Here is a 14,535-nt window from a genome sequence, read left to right as displayed (position 1 = left end):
GGTGAGCACTTACTTAGAGCAAGCTCTTACGTTGATTAGACGGCGGAATATAAAGAGATTCCCGATACTTGGCGATGGTGCGCCGCGCGACGTTTATCCCCTGTTCCGACAGGATCTCGGCCATTCTGCTATCACTGAGCGGTTTGGCCGGATTTTCCGCCGCCACCAATTTCTTAATAAAGGCCCGGATTGCGGTTGACGAACATTCGCCACCGCTCTCTGTACTGACATGACTGGAAAAGAAGAACTTAAGTTCAAAAATTCCGCGCGGGGTATGCATATATTTCTGGGTAGTGACCCGGGAAATCGTTGATTCGTGCATGCCGACCATCTCTGCCACATCATTCAGCACCATCGGCTTCATGGCTTCTTCGCCATGTTCAAAAAACGCCTGTTGTTGCTGAACAATACAGTTGGCCACTTTTAATAACGTTTCGTTGCGACTCTCCAGACTCTTCAGGAACCATTTGGCTTCCTGCAGATGCGAGCGGATAAACTGGCTGTCTGATGAATTGCGTACTTGTCGCGACATCGCCGCGTATTGTTCGTTAATTCTGATTTTCGGGAAGGCGTCGGGATTCAGTTCGACCATCCAGCGGCCTTTGACCTTCTTCACCGACACGTCCGGCACCGTATACTGCTGTTCCTGCCGGATCACATCCGCGCCAGGGCGGGGATTCAGGCTGTGGATGAGTCGCATCACTTCACGCAGATCATCCTCTTTCAGTTTAGACACGCGCATCAGAGAACGGAAATCACGATTCGCTAAATATTCGCTGTGATGCTTAATTATTTCGCAGGTTTCTTTCAGGAAAGGCGTATGCGGGTCAAATTGGCGCAACTGAATCAGTAGACATTCCTGGATTGTGCGGGCACCCACACCAACCGGGTCAAAAAGCTGGATCCGTTTCAGCACGGCTTCCACTTCGTCCGCTTCGATATCATCAAGGCCCAGCGATTCGAGCACGTCTTCACAGCTGATGGTCAGCAGGCCGTTTTCGTCGATGGCTTCGATAATAATTTCGGCAATGGCGCGGTCTGTTTCACTAAACGGTGTCAGCTGCATTTGCCAGCGCAGATAATCTTGTAGGGTTTCGGTGGTCTCGCCCTGGAACACAGTATCTTCGTCTGGTGAACCTGTGCCAGAGACCGGGGCTGCACTGACCAGGTCGTCCCAGTTACTGTCGAGTGGCAAATCTTCTTTGATGTTCTGTTCGGTCATTGACTCGCTGCTATCCGGCACTTCCGGTTCAGCATATTCATCAGCGCTGTTGTGTTCAGGCGCAGGGTCAGTATTTTGCAATTCATTGCCGCTGGGGGCTTCGGAAAAACTAAATTCATCTTCGGCTTCGAGCAGCGGGTTGGCGTCCAGTGCTTCCTGGATTTCCTGTTGCAATTCAATGGTCGACAGCTGAAGCAGCTTGATAGCTTGCTGCAGCTGAGGCGTCATTGTTAATTGCTGTCCAAGCCGAAGTTGTAAAGATGGCTTCATGTACTTCTTGTCACTCCTGACGACCAGCTGGGGACTGGTTTTTTGCTAACTATAGCCTGAATTGATCACCGAGGTATACATCTCTGACTTGCTGGTTGGCTAATACCTCAGCCGGTGTACCAGAGGCGATCAGCTCCCCATGACTGACGATATAGGCGATCTCACAAACATCAAGGGTCTCGCGGACATTATGGTCGGTAATTAATACGCCGATGCCACGATTACGCAGGTGCTGAATGATTTTTTTGATGTCGAGCACTGAGATTGGATCCACACCGGCAAAAGGTTCATCCAGCAGAATAAAGGCTGGATTGGCAGCCAAAGCGCGGGCGATTTCTACCCGACGCCGTTCACCACCGGACAGACTCATGCCCAGACTGTTACGGATATGGGTGATATTAAACTCATCCAGCAGTTCGTCAGCAGTTTGTTCACGCTGGTCTTCGCTCAGATCTTTACGGATCTGTAAAATAGCCATCAGGTTATCAAACACCGTTAACTTGCGGAAAATCGAGCTTTCCTGCGGTAAATAACCGATCCCCTGACGGGCGCGGGCGTGGATCGGGTCAAAAGTGATGTCATTACCGCCCAAAGTGATTTGACCTTTGTCAGACGGCACCAGGCCAACAATCATATAAAATGTGGTGGTCTTGCCGGCGCCATTTGGACCTAATAATCCAACAATCTGGCCGGCACCGACTTCCAGACTGACGTCTTTGACTACCTGGCGGCCTTTGTAACTCTTCGCCAGGTGCGCAGCAACAAGCTTTTTCACCCTATTTTCCTTCAGAGGTAAAGATAGTTGTGACCCGCTCTTTGCCTTTTTCACCTTCGGCACTGAGTTGTTGTTTCAGCAGGTCATATTCAATTTTGGCGCTACGTACCAGGCTGCCACTTTGGGTAATTTCCGCTTTACCGGTCAGTGTCAGCACCCGGGTTGCCATCGCATAACGAATTTCCTCGGCACTGGCCTGGATCGGTTTGTCACCATCCAGCACCTGTGAGTACACCGCAGGTTGCCCGACAGCGATGAAGACTTCTTTACCTTCACCGGCGGAGCGATCGACTGTCAGCTTTTCAGCTTTAATCAATAAGGTGCCTTGCTTGACGATGACATTGCCAGAGTAGACCAGCATTTGCTGTTTCAGGCTGGCTTCGTTGCGGTCGGCGTTGACTTCAATAGGTTCGCTGAAATCGGTTGTTTTTGTCGCGGCTGTCATACTGATTAACAGCAGGCACAAACAACCCAGCTTATTGATTTTCATGTTGATATACCGTCCCCTGATGCTTGAACAGGCGCAATTTTTGCGCGGCTAAATCGGCTTGCAAACCCTGACCATGGATTTGAAAACTCTGGCCCAGTACCAGTACCGGATGGTCGGTTTGCAGCATTTGCGTATCGAGCAGCATTTCCAGCTGTTCTGTCTGAATTTGTTTGAACATTTCGTCAGAATGCAGGTTATCCACCTGAACATTTTGCTCCAGGATCACTTTGTTATCCTGATAAAACACACCCTGAGCACTGCTAATTTGCCAGCGTGGTTGTCGATCTTCATACAGCGTGTAAGCCGGTTGTTCAAACTGGATCTGACCCAGCTGCTCAAAATGCGCCATCTGCGCAGCTTTGACCTGGCCGGACAAATTACCGTCTTTGTCAAAACTGCGCCGGGTCAGCTGGTAGGCGACAAAATCCGGTACCAATTCACGTTCTACCGGTTTTTGCTTTGGCTCATCAGCCGCTTCAATCCAGCTGTATAACACTGTGGCGCCGGTCAGTACCAGAAATAACCAGAGCAATTGCCTGATCATGTGCTGCTTCCTGAGAAATTCCCAAACTTGTGCTGAGAGAGTAATAACAGGTCACAAAGTTCACGTACAGCGCCAAATCCACCAGGCAGGCTAGTTGTCATGGCCGCCTGATGGCGTAACAACGGATGAGCATCGGCAACGGCGACAGACAGACCCACATGTTGCATCACGGCCCAATCGGATAAGTCATCGCCTATATAAGCGATTTGCTGGTCTTCCAGCTTCAGCTGCTGCTTTAGTTGTTGATATGCCGGCATTTTATCTTCCTGCCCCTGAAAAATATGCTGCACTGTCAAAGCCTGCATGCGTTTTTCAACAATCAATGAACGCCGGCCAGTAATAATAGCGACTTCAATGCCGGCTTGGCGCAGTGCTTTCACGCCATAACCATCCCGTGTATGAAACGCTTTCAGTTCTTCGCCGTCATTGCCGAGGTAAATGCGGCCATCGGAAAAAACCCCGTCGACGTCACAAATTAACAGCTTGATCTGGCGTGCTTTTTCTTCTACTTCGGCACTTAGGGGCTGATAGAGTTCGCGATAACCCAGTGTCATCAGAGCACTCCTGCACGCAACAAATCATGCATGTTCAAAGCGCCGACCGGCACTTTCTCGGCATTGACTACCATCAGGGCATTAATTTTCTTTTGCTCCATAATTTTCAGCGCCTCAGCGGCCAGCATTTCTGCCCGGATTGTGACACAGTTACGTGTCATCACGCTGACAATCAGCGTCTGATGAATATCAATGCGCTGGTCGAGGATCCGCCGCAGGTCACCATCGGTAAAGATGCCGGCCAATTGACCTTGTGCGTTTAATACGCCGGTCATGCCCAGACCTTTTCGGGAAATCTCCAGCAGCGCTGCTGAAATCGTTGCCTGCTCGTCAACCAGGGGAATTTGACTGCCATCGTGCATTACATCACTGATGCGCAGTAACAAACGGCGGCCGAGACTGCCACCCGGATGAGACAGGGCAAAATCATCGGCGGAAAAACCACGAGCTTCCAGCAAGGCGACGGCGATAGCGTCACCCAATGCCAGAGCCGCGGTGGTGCTTGCAGTCGGAGCTAAGCCAAGCGGGCAGGCTTCTTGCTCGACACGGGCACATAAATGAATGTCAGCCAGCTTTGCCAGCGTAGAATCCGGGTTACCGGTCATCGCGATAATCGCAATCCCCAGACGTTTTAGCACCGGTAACAACTTCAAAATTTCTTCGGTTTCACCGGAATTAGATAATGCCAGCACCACATCGGATTGTGTGATCATCCCGAGGTCGCCGTGACTGGCTTCGCCCGGATGAACAAAAAAGGCAGGTGTACCAGTTGAAGCCAATGTGGCGGCAATTTTATTACCTATATGGCCCGACTTGCCCATGCCACTGACAATGACTCTGCCCCGGGTATTAAAAAATAATTGGCAGGCATCGTTAAAGTCTTGATTAATATATGTTTTAAGGCCAGTGATTGCTTTGGCCTCAATATCCAGCACTCGCGTGGCGGTCTCGCAAAAGTTCGTGCTCACCCCAATCCTCCAGCCCTTTCGTGCCCGACACCACAGCTTTATTAAGCTGATATTCAGTTAACGCCGGCAAAATGCGAATTATAAGCAAATGCAATCAGCTGCACACTGAAAGCAGGCGTTGATGACGCAGCATTTTCCAGTTTCTGTCCGGTAATTGCAAAAAAACCTGAACCGATGGCCGTTTGCAGGCTTCAACGCTCGGTGTTGCGACGGCTATTTCAGCAGCTGATCAGTGATCAGAACAACGCCTCTGCGGGCGTTGGGTCAAGTAAATGTCAACAGTTCGAATTTCTGCAACTGATGATTACAATTTTTCAGAGCGACGCCGGCGCTGAATGCGGTTAAAATGCGGTGATTAATTAGGCATTTGCCTTGCATAGTACTGACAGTCCCCGTATATTGCGCCGTTTTTTCCCGCCTGCCAGTGCAGGGACCGGAATCAGCACTCCGGCCAGGAATGTGCATAGCGTGAAACGAATGGAGTTTGGTTTGGATAAACCATTGGTTGATATTCAGAATTTGACTTTCCGCCGCGGCGAACGTGTCATCTATGACGACATGAGCATGCAATTTCAGCGTGGCAAAGTCACCGCGATCATGGGCCCAAGCGGCATCGGTAAAACCACTTTACTGCGCTTGATCGGCGGTCAGTTAAAGCCAGATAGCGGCAAAATCCTGTTTGAAGGGGCTGATATTCCAACGCTCAGCCGGCAGGAGCTGTATCAGGCCCGTAAAAAAATGAGCATGTTGTTCCAAAGTGGTGCGTTGTTTACCGAGATGTCGGTGTTCGACAACGTCGCATTTCCTATTCGCGAACATACCCGGCTGCCGGAAGCGATTATCCGCACTATGGTGCTGATGAAGCTCGAAGCGGTTGGGTTACGCGGTGCCCGGGATTTAATGCCGGCCGAATTATCCGGTGGTATGGCGCGTCGTGCGGCATTGGCCCGCGCCATTGCGCTCGACCCGCAATTGATTATGTACGACGAGCCATTTGCCGGACAGGATCCAATTTCGATGGGCGTGATAGTCCGGTTAATCCGCTCGCTGAACGATGCGCTGGGGCTGACTTCTATTGTGGTATCGCACGACGTCGCCGAAGTGATGAGCATCGCTGATTACGTTTATGTGGTGGCGGAACGCCGTGTCATTGGCCACGGGACTCCTGAGCAGTTGCGTCAGCATGAATCACCGTTGGTGCAACAATTCCTGCAGGGACAAGCGGACGGGCCTGTGCCGTTCCACTTTAAAGCAGCCGATTATGCTACTGAATTAATGGAGTTAAGCCGCTGATGCTGAAGCAAATCCAGCAGTTAGGTGCCAACACACTGGGTACATTGCAGGGCCTTGGCCGGGCAACCCTGATGTTGTTTGGTGCCTTATGGGGGCGGCCACGGCCGCTGAAAAACTGGCATCTGTATATGAAACAGATTTATGTGGTCGGCGTGTTGTCTTTGCTGATCATTCTGGTATCCGGCCTGTTTATCGGCATGGTGCTGGCGCTACAGGGCTATACCGTTCTGGCTAAGTTCGGTGCCGAACAGATGTTAGGGCCTTTGGTGGCGCTCAGTCTGTTGCGTGAACTGGGACCTGTCGTGACGGCGTTGCTGTTTGCCGGTCGGGCCGGCAGTGCGCTGACCGCAGAGATCGGTCTGATGAAAGCCACGGAACAGTTGTCGAGTATGGAGATGATGGCAGTTGATCCACTGCGTCGCGTCATCGCGCCGCGGTTCTGGGCTGGCGTCATCAGTATGCCGTTATTGGCGCTGATTTTTAATGCTGTCGGCATTCTGGGTGGCCATCTGGTTGGCGTCGACTGGCTCGGCGTGGATGGTGGCGGCTATTGGTCAGCAATGCAGGCCAATGTGGATTTCCAGCAGGATGTTATTAATGGCGTGATCAAAAGCATCGTGTTTGCCTTTGTGGTGACCGTGATTGCGCTGCACAAAGGTTTTGATGCGGTCCCAACATCGGAAGGGATCAGTCAGGCAACGACTCAGACTGTGGTGACAGCCTCACTGGCTGTACTGGGTTTTGATTTTGTATTAACCGCTGTCATGTTTGGTGGATGAGAAATGGCATCACGTAAATTAGAGTTATTTGTAGGTTTTTTTGTCGCATTGGCGATTGCAGCGTTGTTGTTATTGGCACTGAAAGTGGCCAATACCGGTGTCGCCGGTTCGGATCAGAGCTACCAGTTATTAGCTAAGTTTGAAAATATTGGCGGCCTGAAAGCACGTTCACCGATCAAAGTCGGTGGTGTTGTGGTTGGACGGGTTGCCTCAATTCAATTAGATCCGGAGTCGTTTCAGCCGGTGGTCACACTGGAGATCAACAGCAGTTATAACAACTTTCCGGAAACCAGCTCGCTGGCGATCCTGACCTCAGGGCTACTGGGGGAACAATACATCGGATTGCAGCCAGGTTTTGTCGATGAGAACGTTGAAATTCTGAAAAACGGTGACTACATCGAAGACACCAAATCCGCCATTGTGCTGGAAGAGCTCATTGGCCAGTTCTTATTTAATCGTGGGAATCAATGATGAAAGCATTATTCAAAGTATTGCTGGCGGCGACTGCGCTGCTGGCGTTTTCGCAGGTTCAGGCGGCAGACGCTGCAGTGCCGAAATATGACGACCCATACAAAATGATGGAAGTGCTGGCAGATAAAACCTTCCAACGTATTGCCCGGCAACAGGCTGACATCAAAAAGGATCCGGAAATTCTGCGTACAATCGTCACAGAAGAACTGGTGCCTTATATCGACAGCCGTTACGCTGCTGGTTATGTCATTGGCAACGCAGTCAAACTGAATACAGTGCCGAAGGAAGATTTTAATACTTTTGTTGGCGCCTTCCAAAACTACATGGTCGGTACATATGCCGGTGTGTTCACCCAGTACCGCGATCAGCAAGTGATGATTGAACCGGGCCAACCGATTGAAGCGCAAAAGAAAATTATCACGATCAAAACCCGCGTGATCGACCCTGGCAAACCGGATATCAAAATCGAATTTAAACTGCGTCGCGTCAAAGGTGCGACCAACTGGTTGGTATTCGATATGGTTGCTGAAGGTATTTCTTTACTGGATAGTAAGCGTTCAGAACTTGGCAGCCTGATCCGTCAGCAAGGCCTGGTCAGCGTTGCTGCTCAGTTAGAAGAAAAAGCCAAAGCGCCGATTAAAGCGCCTGAGAAAGCAAAAAATGCTTGAGATCCGTCAGGAACAGCAAGTGCTGGTATTCAGCGGTGAGCTGGATCGCAACACCGTCGTGCAGTTCTGGCCATTTAAACCATTGCAGAGTCTGCAGGGGAATGCGGTGTTTGACCTTGCTGCATTAAAGCATGTGGATACAGCAGGCCTCGCCTGGCTGATTCAGGTGTTGTCGCAGGCCAAAGCAAAATCCCTGCAAGTCACTTTGCGCGGCATGCCGGCGCAGTTACATTCACTGGCTGCGGTCAGCGATGTATTAAGCCTTTTACCGACAGAGAGCTGAAAAGCACTCCGAGGCAGGATATAATGACAACCCGGCTCCAGTATGCCGGGTTTTATTTTTGGCGATTGTCCGGTTTACGGGCGCTCGCAAACCACCACACTGTGGCACAAGGGTATCCAGATGGATTGTAAAGAGATTGAACAGCGGTTGCTTGAGCAGCTGCAACTGGCTGAAGTGTATGTGAAAACTGATGGCAGTCATTACTCCGTCACGGCCGTGGGCGATTGTTTTGACGGCTTGAGCCGGGTGAAACAACAGCAGCTGGTATACGCACCGCTGATGAGCGATATCGCGAATGGCAGTATTCATGCCCTGCAAATTAAAGCCTTCACGCCAACCCAATGGCGTCGTGAAAAACTTCTTAACCCGCCGGTGTAAGCAAAGATGCAACAATTTTTAGTCAAAGGCGGCGCCCGCCTGCAAGGCGAAGTATCCATTTCCGGTGCGAAAAACGCCGCATTACCGATCCTGTTTGCAACTCTGTTGGCTGAACAGCCGTCAGTGATCAGCAATGTGCCTGCGTTAAAAGATATCGACACCACGTTTAAGCTGCTTCGGATGTTTGGCGCCGTCGTTGAACGTGAAGCCGATCGGGTGACCGTCGACGCGACCAACATCACCAGCCAGGTCGCACCTTACGAGCTGGTGCGCACGATGCGTGCATCTATTCTGGCGTTAGGGCCGTTGTTAGCCCGTTTTGGTTATGCCGAAGTATCGTTACCGGGTGGCTGCGCGATCGGCGCGCGTCCGGTCAATCTGCACATCGATGGCTTGCGCAAAATGGGTGCGCAGATTGTCGTGGAAAATGGCTATATCAAAGCGCGGGTTGACCGGTTAAAAGGCGCCCATCTGGTGATGGACATGGTCAGCGTCACCGGCACTGAAAACTTGTTGATGGCTGCAACCCTGGCTGATGGTGTGACCATTATCGAAAACGCCGCTCGTGAGCCTGAAGTAGTTGATTTAGCTAATTATTTGATTGCTCTTGGTGCAAAAATCACTGGTGCTGGCAGTGCAACAATCCGGATTGAAGGTGTGCCGTCGTTAGTCGGTGCCAAGCACAAAGTGCTGCCGGACCGGATTGAAACCGGTACTTTTCTGGTTGCAGCAGCTGTGACTGGCGGGGATGTAACCTGTACCAATACCGATCCGGCTGAGCTTGAAGTCGTGATGGAAAAATTGCGGGAAGCCGGTGCTGAAGTCACCACCGGGGCTGATTGGATCCGGCTGAATATGACCGGACGCAGCTTAAACTCTGTGAACGTGAAAACAGTGCCACATCCGGGTTTTCCGACTGATATGCAGGCGCAGTTCACTGTGCTGAACGTGGTGGCAAGTGGTGTCGGTGTTGTCACCGAGACTATCTTTGAAAACCGCTTTATGCATGTGCCGGAATTACAACGGATGGGCGCGCTGATCCAGCTGGAAGGCAATACGGCAGTGTGTCAGCACACGCCGCAGCTGAACGCCGCGCAAGTGATGGCGACTGATCTGCGCGCTTCAGCCAGCCTGGTGATTGCCGGTCTGGTAGCGCAAGGCGACACTGTTGTTGACCGCATTTATCATATTGACCGCGGATATGAACAGATTGAGTTCAAATTGCAGAAATTAGGTGCAGAGATCACGCGGATTAACGCGCCGGTTTAATCGTTCTGTATTTAATACTTAAAAAACGCCCGCAGTTGCGGGCGTTTTTTTATTGCAGGTTACTCGGCTTCGGGCCTTAAGCCAATCCGGCATTTGAGCGTCACTTTCTGGCCTTGCCGTTCCAGTAATAAATCAATCTCTGAGCCAGGCTCGGTTTCAGCCACGATGTCCAAGGCCTGACCAACGCTCGTCAGCGCCTTATGATCGACCTGCAACAGAATATCGCCTTGTTGCACACCGGCAGTATCAGCAGGACCAAAAGGCTCAACCTGGTCGATCAGCACGCCATAAAATGGCTGACCGGTTGATACCTGACGCTCGCCAGCAGCATTAACGACCGGAATACCATTCATCCCAAGCGCCCCCCGCACAACTCGCCCGTGTTTAATCAGCTTTTGCATCACAGTCGCGGCCAGTTTGTACGGTACCGCAAAGAAAATTCCCTGCACTTCCAGATTGCGCTGACGCTGAAACGCAGCAGTATTGATGCCGACTAATACGCCATTGCTGTTGACCAGCGCGCCACCGGAGTTGCCTTCATTGATGGCCGCGTCCATCTGCATGAAATCGGTGTACGAATTGGTACTTAGCCCAGCCCGGCCGGTCGCGCTGATGATGCCTTGGGTGATTGATTGGCCCAGATTCAATGGGTTGCCAATCGCAAGTACCAAGTCGCCCACCTGTGGCGCTAGTTCAGGGTTTTGAGGAATAACCGGCAGATCTTCTGCTTCGACTTTTAGCACTGCAAGGTCGGTCATTTGGTCCTGGCCGATCAGCAATGCATCGAGCTGTCGGCCATCCTGCAGCGCTACGACTATTTGATCAGCGCCGTGTACAACATGGTAATTGGTCACGATATAACCATCGCTGCGCATGATCACGCCTGAACCAAGCGACTGATTCTGGATCACGCGGCGCTCATACGAACGCTCGTCCAACTGTGTGCTGCGCGTATAAACATTGACTACTGCTGGTGCAGCGGCACGGACCGCCTTGGCGTATGAAATGGCGGCAGGCTCAGATTCTGCAGGCTGCAACAGATGAGCAAGCTGCAATTGCCCGGACGGGGCAAGCAGCAAGTAAAGCAGTGCAAGTGCCAGCCCATAGGCCACGCTCTTAAAAATCAGCAGCAGGAAATTAGTCACGACGGTTTTATCTGAGCTCAGCAATGCTTCAGCATAGCATTGATGCCTGTAAAGCTGCAGCAGAAAAAACGTTACTGATCATGAAATTGGGCTTGTTGCAATCAAATTGAAACTGACTAGATTCTGCAATGAGCGCAATAAAAAAAGCCGGGTTGCCCCGGCTTTATCTGGTCGTGCTGATTAACGGATCAATGTATAGAATACAGTGTTATCCCGTTGAATTTGCAAGGCAACTACGCCACGCGCCTGTTCCAGTACGGATCTAAGTTGTGCGATATTCTCAATCCGCGTCCGGCCAATACCAATAATGACGTCATCTTTACTGAGGCCAAGACGGGCCGCAGGTGAACCCTCGGCGACTTCACTGACTACGACACCTGGTTCACCATCAACTGTTTTGCCGTTGGCGAAATTGGCACCGGCTAACATCTGATGTAAATTTTCGGCAGTAACATTAGCTTGATCTGCTGCAGACAGCTTCACGTCAATGGAGACTTGCTTATCTTCGCGCAGAATCCCCAGCTTCACTGATTTCCCAACTCCTAGCGTGCCCACTTTCGCCCGAAGTTCTGACATGCTCTGGATAGGCTTGCCATTCAGACTAACGATAGTGTCGCCGGCTTTCACCCCAGCTTTTTGTGCACCGGAATCCGGTGTGACTTTCCCAACAAACACACCTTTATTGGTTTTCACGTTCATATTTTTGGCCAGTTCGGCATTCAGGTCATTCCCTTCAATACCCAGCACGCCACGTTTTACTTCGCCGAATTCAATAATTTGATTAACGAGATTTTTCATCATCGTCGATGGAATAGCAAAACCGATACCGATATTGCCGCCGTTTGGTCCTAAAATGGCGGTGTTAATGCCGATCAGTTCACCTTTTAAATTGACCAGTGCACCACCGGAGTTACCGCTGTTGATCGCTGCATCGGTCTGGATGAAATCTTCATATTTTTCAATATCAAGACCACCGCGGCCAAGCGCACTGACGATGCCTGAGGTGACTGTCTGACCGAGGCCAAAAGGGTTACCGATGGCGACGGTAAAATCGCCGACCCGCAGTGTGTCAGAATCCGAGACCGTAATAGCAGTCAGGTTGTCGGCTTTGATTTGCAACAGCGCGATATCGCTGTCGGGGTCTTCACCGATTTTTTTTGCATCAAAAGTCCGGCCATCTTTTAAGGTGACCTGTATTTCATCGGCTTGATTAATCACATGAGAGTTGGTGACCACATAACCTTTGGCAGCATCAATGATCACACCAGAACCCAAGCCGCGGAACGGCTGAGAGCGGCGCATTTCGCCTTGACCAAAAAACTGTTGGAACGCATCCGGCACACGTTGACGCACTTCGCGGTTGCCAGCGACGTTAATGTTGACTACTGCCGGGGTCACTTTGTCGAGCATTGGTGCCAGGCTTGGCATTTCGGTGCCGGCTTCGGCACCGAAGAAAGGGAGTTTTGCCGCTGCAGGGCTGGGTTGAGCTAACAGAAAAACTGCAAGAATACTTGCGGTGACAAAGGATAACTTCATATTCATAACGCACTTGTCTCCATCGGGTAACTGCCTCTGAAGACCGGTGCATTTTTAAAAAGTTTCAGTTTCCTGAATTTTTTTCTGTTGGGAAGGTTTTCATTAACCCGCTGGAATGACCCGCATAATCAAGTGGTTGTTGCGCATGTGACACTTGTTTGCGTCGCCGTTCATCGATTTGTCCAAGCGATTTACGAATGTGTTCCGCCGTATCGGTCGACAAATAATTCAAATGCGTCGGGCGCTGCACCGGGGCTTTGTCGACCAGCGTCATCTTGGTACTGGCCATATGGCGGACGATTTGTTCGTAGTTGTCCTGCAACTGACTCATCAGCCGTTGCGTGGTCTCCAGATGGTCGGACACTTCTGTTCGGTAATTTTGCAGTTGGGTTTTACTCTCTTCGAGTTCAACCTGCAGTTTGTTCTGATTAAATTGCCGGACACTGTAAAAACGGGCTGCTGCAGCACCAATCACTAAACCGGCAATCAGCCAAAGAATGGAAGACATCAACATAACAACTCCTGGAACTACGATTTACTGCCAAGTGTAACCGATCTTCTTATCGGTAGTGGTAAGGCATGTTACTATAAGCGCTAACTTTTCCCGGCCAGAACCTGCGCCTGCACTGCATTGTATGATGACGCCACAGCAAAAATATCAGCTTGATTTACAGCGCCCCGATTTTCAGTTTGATGCAGCGCAGCAACATGCCGTGTTGCAACTGCAACGCCTGTATGACGATTTCGTTAGCCGAAAGCCAAAAAGCTCATCGATTTTCAATAAGTTACTAGGTAAAAAGGCAGATATAAGCCCGCTCAAAGGTTTGTATTTCTGGGGTGGGGTCGGCCGCGGCAAGACTTATCTGGTCGATACATTTTTTGAATGTTTACCCGGTGACCGCAAAATGCGGGTGCATTTTCACCGGTTTATGCACAAAGTCCACGACGAACTGAAAGCGCTGGCCGGTGAGTCAAATCCATTAGAAAAAGTCGCGGATCACTTTAAACGTGATGTGGATATCATCTGTTTTGACGAGTTTTTTGTCTCTGATATTACCGATGCGATGATCCTGGGGACGCTGATGCAGGCCTTGTTTGCGCGAGGCATCACACTGGTGGCGACATCGAACATTGAACCGGATGGTTTGTATCGCAATGGTTTGCAGCGTGCGCGGTTTTTACCGGCGATTGCGTTGATTAAACAACACACTGATGTGGTGAATGTCGACAGCGGTATTGATTACCGGTTACGTACCTTGCAGCAGGCCGAAATTTATCACGCGCCACTGGATGAAAAAGCTGAACAGAATTTGCAGCAGTATTTTCTGGCCTTGTCGGTGGAGCCGCGACAGCAGGATGGCCAGATTGAAATCGCCAGCCGCAAGCTGCGGTACCGGCGTGAGGCTGATGGTATCATCTGGTTTGAGTTCAGTGAGTTATGCGAAACAATGCGTAGCCAGTATGACTACATGGAACTGTCAAAAATCTATCATACGCTGCTGCTCAGCGGTGTGAAGCAGATGGGGCAGGGCAACGACGATGTGGCCCGACGTTTTATTGCATTGGTCGATGAGTTCTATGAGCGTAAAGTGAAGCTGATTATCTCCGCTGAGCTGCCAATGGAGCAGTTGTACACGCAGGGTATTCTGTCGTTTGAGTTCAGACGCTGTCTGAGCCGGCTGCAGGAAATGCAGTCACAGGACTATCTGGCGCTGGCTCATCTGCCGTAAAACACTGATTCGATCGAAAAAATCTGCACAAAACAGCTGTTTTTTGCGCAGCCTTCCTTTATAATCCGCCGCCGGCCCACGTTACAGCCTGATACTGCCGTAGCCTGGCAGTTTGCAGTACTCGAAGGGGTACGATAAACGACGCAGCCTGAAGAGGTTG

Annotated in this window: 17 protein-coding genes; 8 read left to right on the top strand and 9 right to left on the bottom strand. The window is 50.8% G+C overall.

Annotation, left to right across the window (positions count from 1 at the left end):
• Positions 1–13 precede the first annotated feature (13 nt).
• Genes ACFFJP_RS13465 through ACFFJP_RS13440 form a run of 6 tightly spaced genes read right to left on the bottom strand, consistent with a single transcriptional unit; the run spans position 14 to position 4,823 of the window.
• Positions 14–1,492, bottom strand: coding sequence for an RNA polymerase factor sigma-54 (locus tag ACFFJP_RS13465; protein ID WP_208932844.1), 1,479 nt, complete (start codon positions 1,490–1,492; stop codon positions 14–16).
• A 49-nt stretch (positions 1,493–1,541) separates the two neighbouring features.
• Positions 1,542–2,267: an LPS export ABC transporter ATP-binding protein gene (lptB, locus tag ACFFJP_RS13460; protein ID WP_377244868.1), complete on the bottom strand. Its 726-nt coding sequence runs from the start codon at positions 2,265–2,267 to the stop codon at positions 1,542–1,544.
• 1 nt (position 2,268) lies between these two features.
• Positions 2,269–2,757, bottom strand: coding sequence for a lipopolysaccharide transport periplasmic protein LptA (lptA, locus tag ACFFJP_RS13455; protein WP_377244865.1), 489 nt, complete (start codon positions 2,755–2,757; stop codon positions 2,269–2,271).
• A complete protein-coding gene (gene lptC, locus ACFFJP_RS13450; protein ID WP_377244862.1) occupies positions 2,744–3,301 on the bottom strand; it encodes an LPS export ABC transporter periplasmic protein LptC in 558 nt (185 codons plus the stop codon). The genes lptA and lptC overlap by 14 nt, the downstream gene beginning before the upstream one ends.
• Positions 3,298–3,855, bottom strand: a complete 558-nt coding sequence (gene kdsC / locus ACFFJP_RS13445; protein WP_377244860.1) for a 3-deoxy-manno-octulosonate-8-phosphatase KdsC — start codon at positions 3,853–3,855, stop codon at positions 3,298–3,300. Before kdsC ends, lptC begins: the two co-directional genes overlap by 4 nt.
• On the bottom strand, positions 3,855–4,823 hold the full coding sequence (locus ACFFJP_RS13440; protein WP_377244857.1) for a KpsF/GutQ family sugar-phosphate isomerase: 969 nt from the start codon (positions 4,821–4,823) through the stop codon (positions 3,855–3,857). Before ACFFJP_RS13440 ends, kdsC begins: the two co-directional genes overlap by 1 nt.
• A 477-nt stretch (positions 4,824–5,300) precedes the next feature.
• On the opposite strand from ACFFJP_RS13440, the gene mlaF reads away from it, so the two are divergent.
• The 7 genes from mlaF to murA all read left to right on the top strand — a co-directional run bounded on the left by mlaF (position 5,301) and on the right by murA (position 9,964).
• A complete protein-coding gene (mlaF, locus tag ACFFJP_RS13435; RefSeq protein WP_377245725.1) occupies positions 5,301–6,116 on the top strand; it encodes a phospholipid ABC transporter ATP-binding protein MlaF in 816 nt (271 codons plus the stop codon).
• Positions 6,116–6,895, top strand: a complete 780-nt coding sequence (gene mlaE / locus ACFFJP_RS13430) for a lipid asymmetry maintenance ABC transporter permease subunit MlaE (RefSeq protein ID WP_377244854.1) — start codon at positions 6,116–6,118, stop codon at positions 6,893–6,895. The genes mlaF and mlaE overlap by 1 nt, the downstream gene beginning before the upstream one ends.
• Positions 6,896–6,898: 3 nt before the next feature.
• Positions 6,899–7,366: an outer membrane lipid asymmetry maintenance protein MlaD gene (gene mlaD / locus ACFFJP_RS13425; protein ID WP_208932838.1), complete on the top strand. Its 468-nt coding sequence runs from the start codon at positions 6,899–6,901 to the stop codon at positions 7,364–7,366.
• Positions 7,366–8,034 carry an MlaC/ttg2D family ABC transporter substrate-binding protein gene (locus ACFFJP_RS13420; RefSeq protein ID WP_377244851.1) on the top strand — a complete coding sequence of 223 codons (669 nt, stop codon included), beginning with the start codon at positions 7,366–7,368 and terminating at the stop codon, positions 8,032–8,034. The genes mlaD and ACFFJP_RS13420 overlap by 1 nt, the downstream gene beginning before the upstream one ends.
• Positions 8,027–8,317 carry an STAS domain-containing protein gene (locus tag ACFFJP_RS13415; protein ID WP_377244848.1) on the top strand — a complete coding sequence of 97 codons (291 nt, stop codon included), beginning with the start codon at positions 8,027–8,029 and terminating at the stop codon, positions 8,315–8,317. Before ACFFJP_RS13420 ends, ACFFJP_RS13415 begins: the two co-directional genes overlap by 8 nt.
• 120 nt (positions 8,318–8,437) lie before the next feature.
• Positions 8,438–8,695 carry a BolA family protein gene (locus ACFFJP_RS13410; protein ID WP_208932836.1) on the top strand — a complete coding sequence of 86 codons (258 nt, stop codon included), beginning with the start codon at positions 8,438–8,440 and terminating at the stop codon, positions 8,693–8,695.
• A 6-nt stretch (positions 8,696–8,701) separates the two neighbouring features.
• A complete protein-coding gene (murA, locus tag ACFFJP_RS13405; RefSeq protein ID WP_377244844.1) occupies positions 8,702–9,964 on the top strand; it encodes a UDP-N-acetylglucosamine 1-carboxyvinyltransferase in 1,263 nt (420 codons plus the stop codon).
• 59 nt (positions 9,965–10,023) lie between these two features.
• Here the strand turns inward: murA and degS are convergent, their stop codons facing one another.
• The 3 genes from degS to ACFFJP_RS13390 all read right to left on the bottom strand — a co-directional run bounded on the left by degS (position 10,024) and on the right by ACFFJP_RS13390 (position 13,159).
• Positions 10,024–11,109, bottom strand: a complete 1,086-nt coding sequence (degS, locus tag ACFFJP_RS13400) for an outer membrane-stress sensor serine endopeptidase DegS (RefSeq protein WP_377244841.1) — start codon at positions 11,107–11,109, stop codon at positions 10,024–10,026.
• Between the two features lie 180 nt (positions 11,110–11,289).
• Positions 11,290–12,651, bottom strand: a complete 1,362-nt coding sequence (locus ACFFJP_RS13395) for a Do family serine endopeptidase (RefSeq protein ID WP_377244838.1) — start codon at positions 12,649–12,651, stop codon at positions 11,290–11,292.
• Between the two features lie 58 nt (positions 12,652–12,709).
• On the bottom strand, positions 12,710–13,159 hold the full coding sequence (locus ACFFJP_RS13390; RefSeq protein WP_377244835.1) for a Z-ring associated ZapG family protein: 450 nt from the start codon (positions 13,157–13,159) through the stop codon (positions 12,710–12,712).
• 121 nt (positions 13,160–13,280) lie between these two features.
• Here ACFFJP_RS13390 and zapE point away from each other — a divergent pair, with 121 nt between their 5' ends.
• Positions 13,281–14,375: a cell division protein ZapE gene (gene zapE, locus ACFFJP_RS13385; RefSeq protein WP_446686830.1), complete on the top strand. Its 1,095-nt coding sequence runs from the start codon at positions 13,281–13,283 to the stop codon at positions 14,373–14,375.
• Positions 14,376–14,535: the final 160 nt, after the last annotated feature.

The sequence above is a fragment of the Rheinheimera tilapiae genome (genome assembly GCF_042432165.1).
GTDB lineage: Bacteria > Pseudomonadota > Gammaproteobacteria > Enterobacterales > Alteromonadaceae > Pararheinheimera > Pararheinheimera tilapiae.
This window is presented reverse-complemented; position numbering and strand designations above follow the sequence as displayed.

Coding starts and splice junctions, on each gene's coding strand:
- ACFFJP_RS13465 (WP_208932844.1), bottom strand. CDS start 1,492: ATGAAGCCATCTTTACAACTTCGGCTTGGACAGCAATTAACAATGACG.
- lptA (WP_377244865.1), bottom strand. CDS start 2,757: ATGAAAATCAATAAGCTGGGTTGTTTGTGCCTGCTGTTAATCAGTATG.
- lptC (WP_377244862.1), bottom strand. CDS start 3,301: ATGATCAGGCAATTGCTCTGGTTATTTCTGGTACTGACCGGCGCCACA.
- kdsC (WP_377244860.1), bottom strand. CDS start 3,855: ATGACACTGGGTTATCGCGAACTCTATCAGCCCCTAAGTGCCGAAGTA.
- mlaF (WP_377245725.1), top strand. CDS start 5,301: ATGGAGTTTGGTTTGGATAAACCATTGGTTGATATTCAGAATTTGACT.
- mlaE (WP_377244854.1), top strand. CDS start 6,116: ATGCTGAAGCAAATCCAGCAGTTAGGTGCCAACACACTGGGTACATTG.
- mlaD (WP_208932838.1), top strand. CDS start 6,899: ATGGCATCACGTAAATTAGAGTTATTTGTAGGTTTTTTTGTCGCATTG.
- ACFFJP_RS13420 (WP_377244851.1), top strand. CDS start 7,366: ATGAAAGCATTATTCAAAGTATTGCTGGCGGCGACTGCGCTGCTGGCG.
- ACFFJP_RS13415 (WP_377244848.1), top strand. CDS start 8,027: ATGCTTGAGATCCGTCAGGAACAGCAAGTGCTGGTATTCAGCGGTGAG.
- ACFFJP_RS13410 (WP_208932836.1), top strand. CDS start 8,438: ATGGATTGTAAAGAGATTGAACAGCGGTTGCTTGAGCAGCTGCAACTG.
- murA (WP_377244844.1), top strand. CDS start 8,702: ATGCAACAATTTTTAGTCAAAGGCGGCGCCCGCCTGCAAGGCGAAGTA.
- ACFFJP_RS13395 (WP_377244838.1), bottom strand. CDS start 12,651: ATGAATATGAAGTTATCCTTTGTCACCGCAAGTATTCTTGCAGTTTTT.
- ACFFJP_RS13390 (WP_377244835.1), bottom strand. CDS start 13,159: ATGTTGATGTCTTCCATTCTTTGGCTGATTGCCGGTTTAGTGATTGGT.
- zapE (WP_446686830.1), top strand. CDS start 13,281: ATGATGACGCCACAGCAAAAATATCAGCTTGATTTACAGCGCCCCGAT.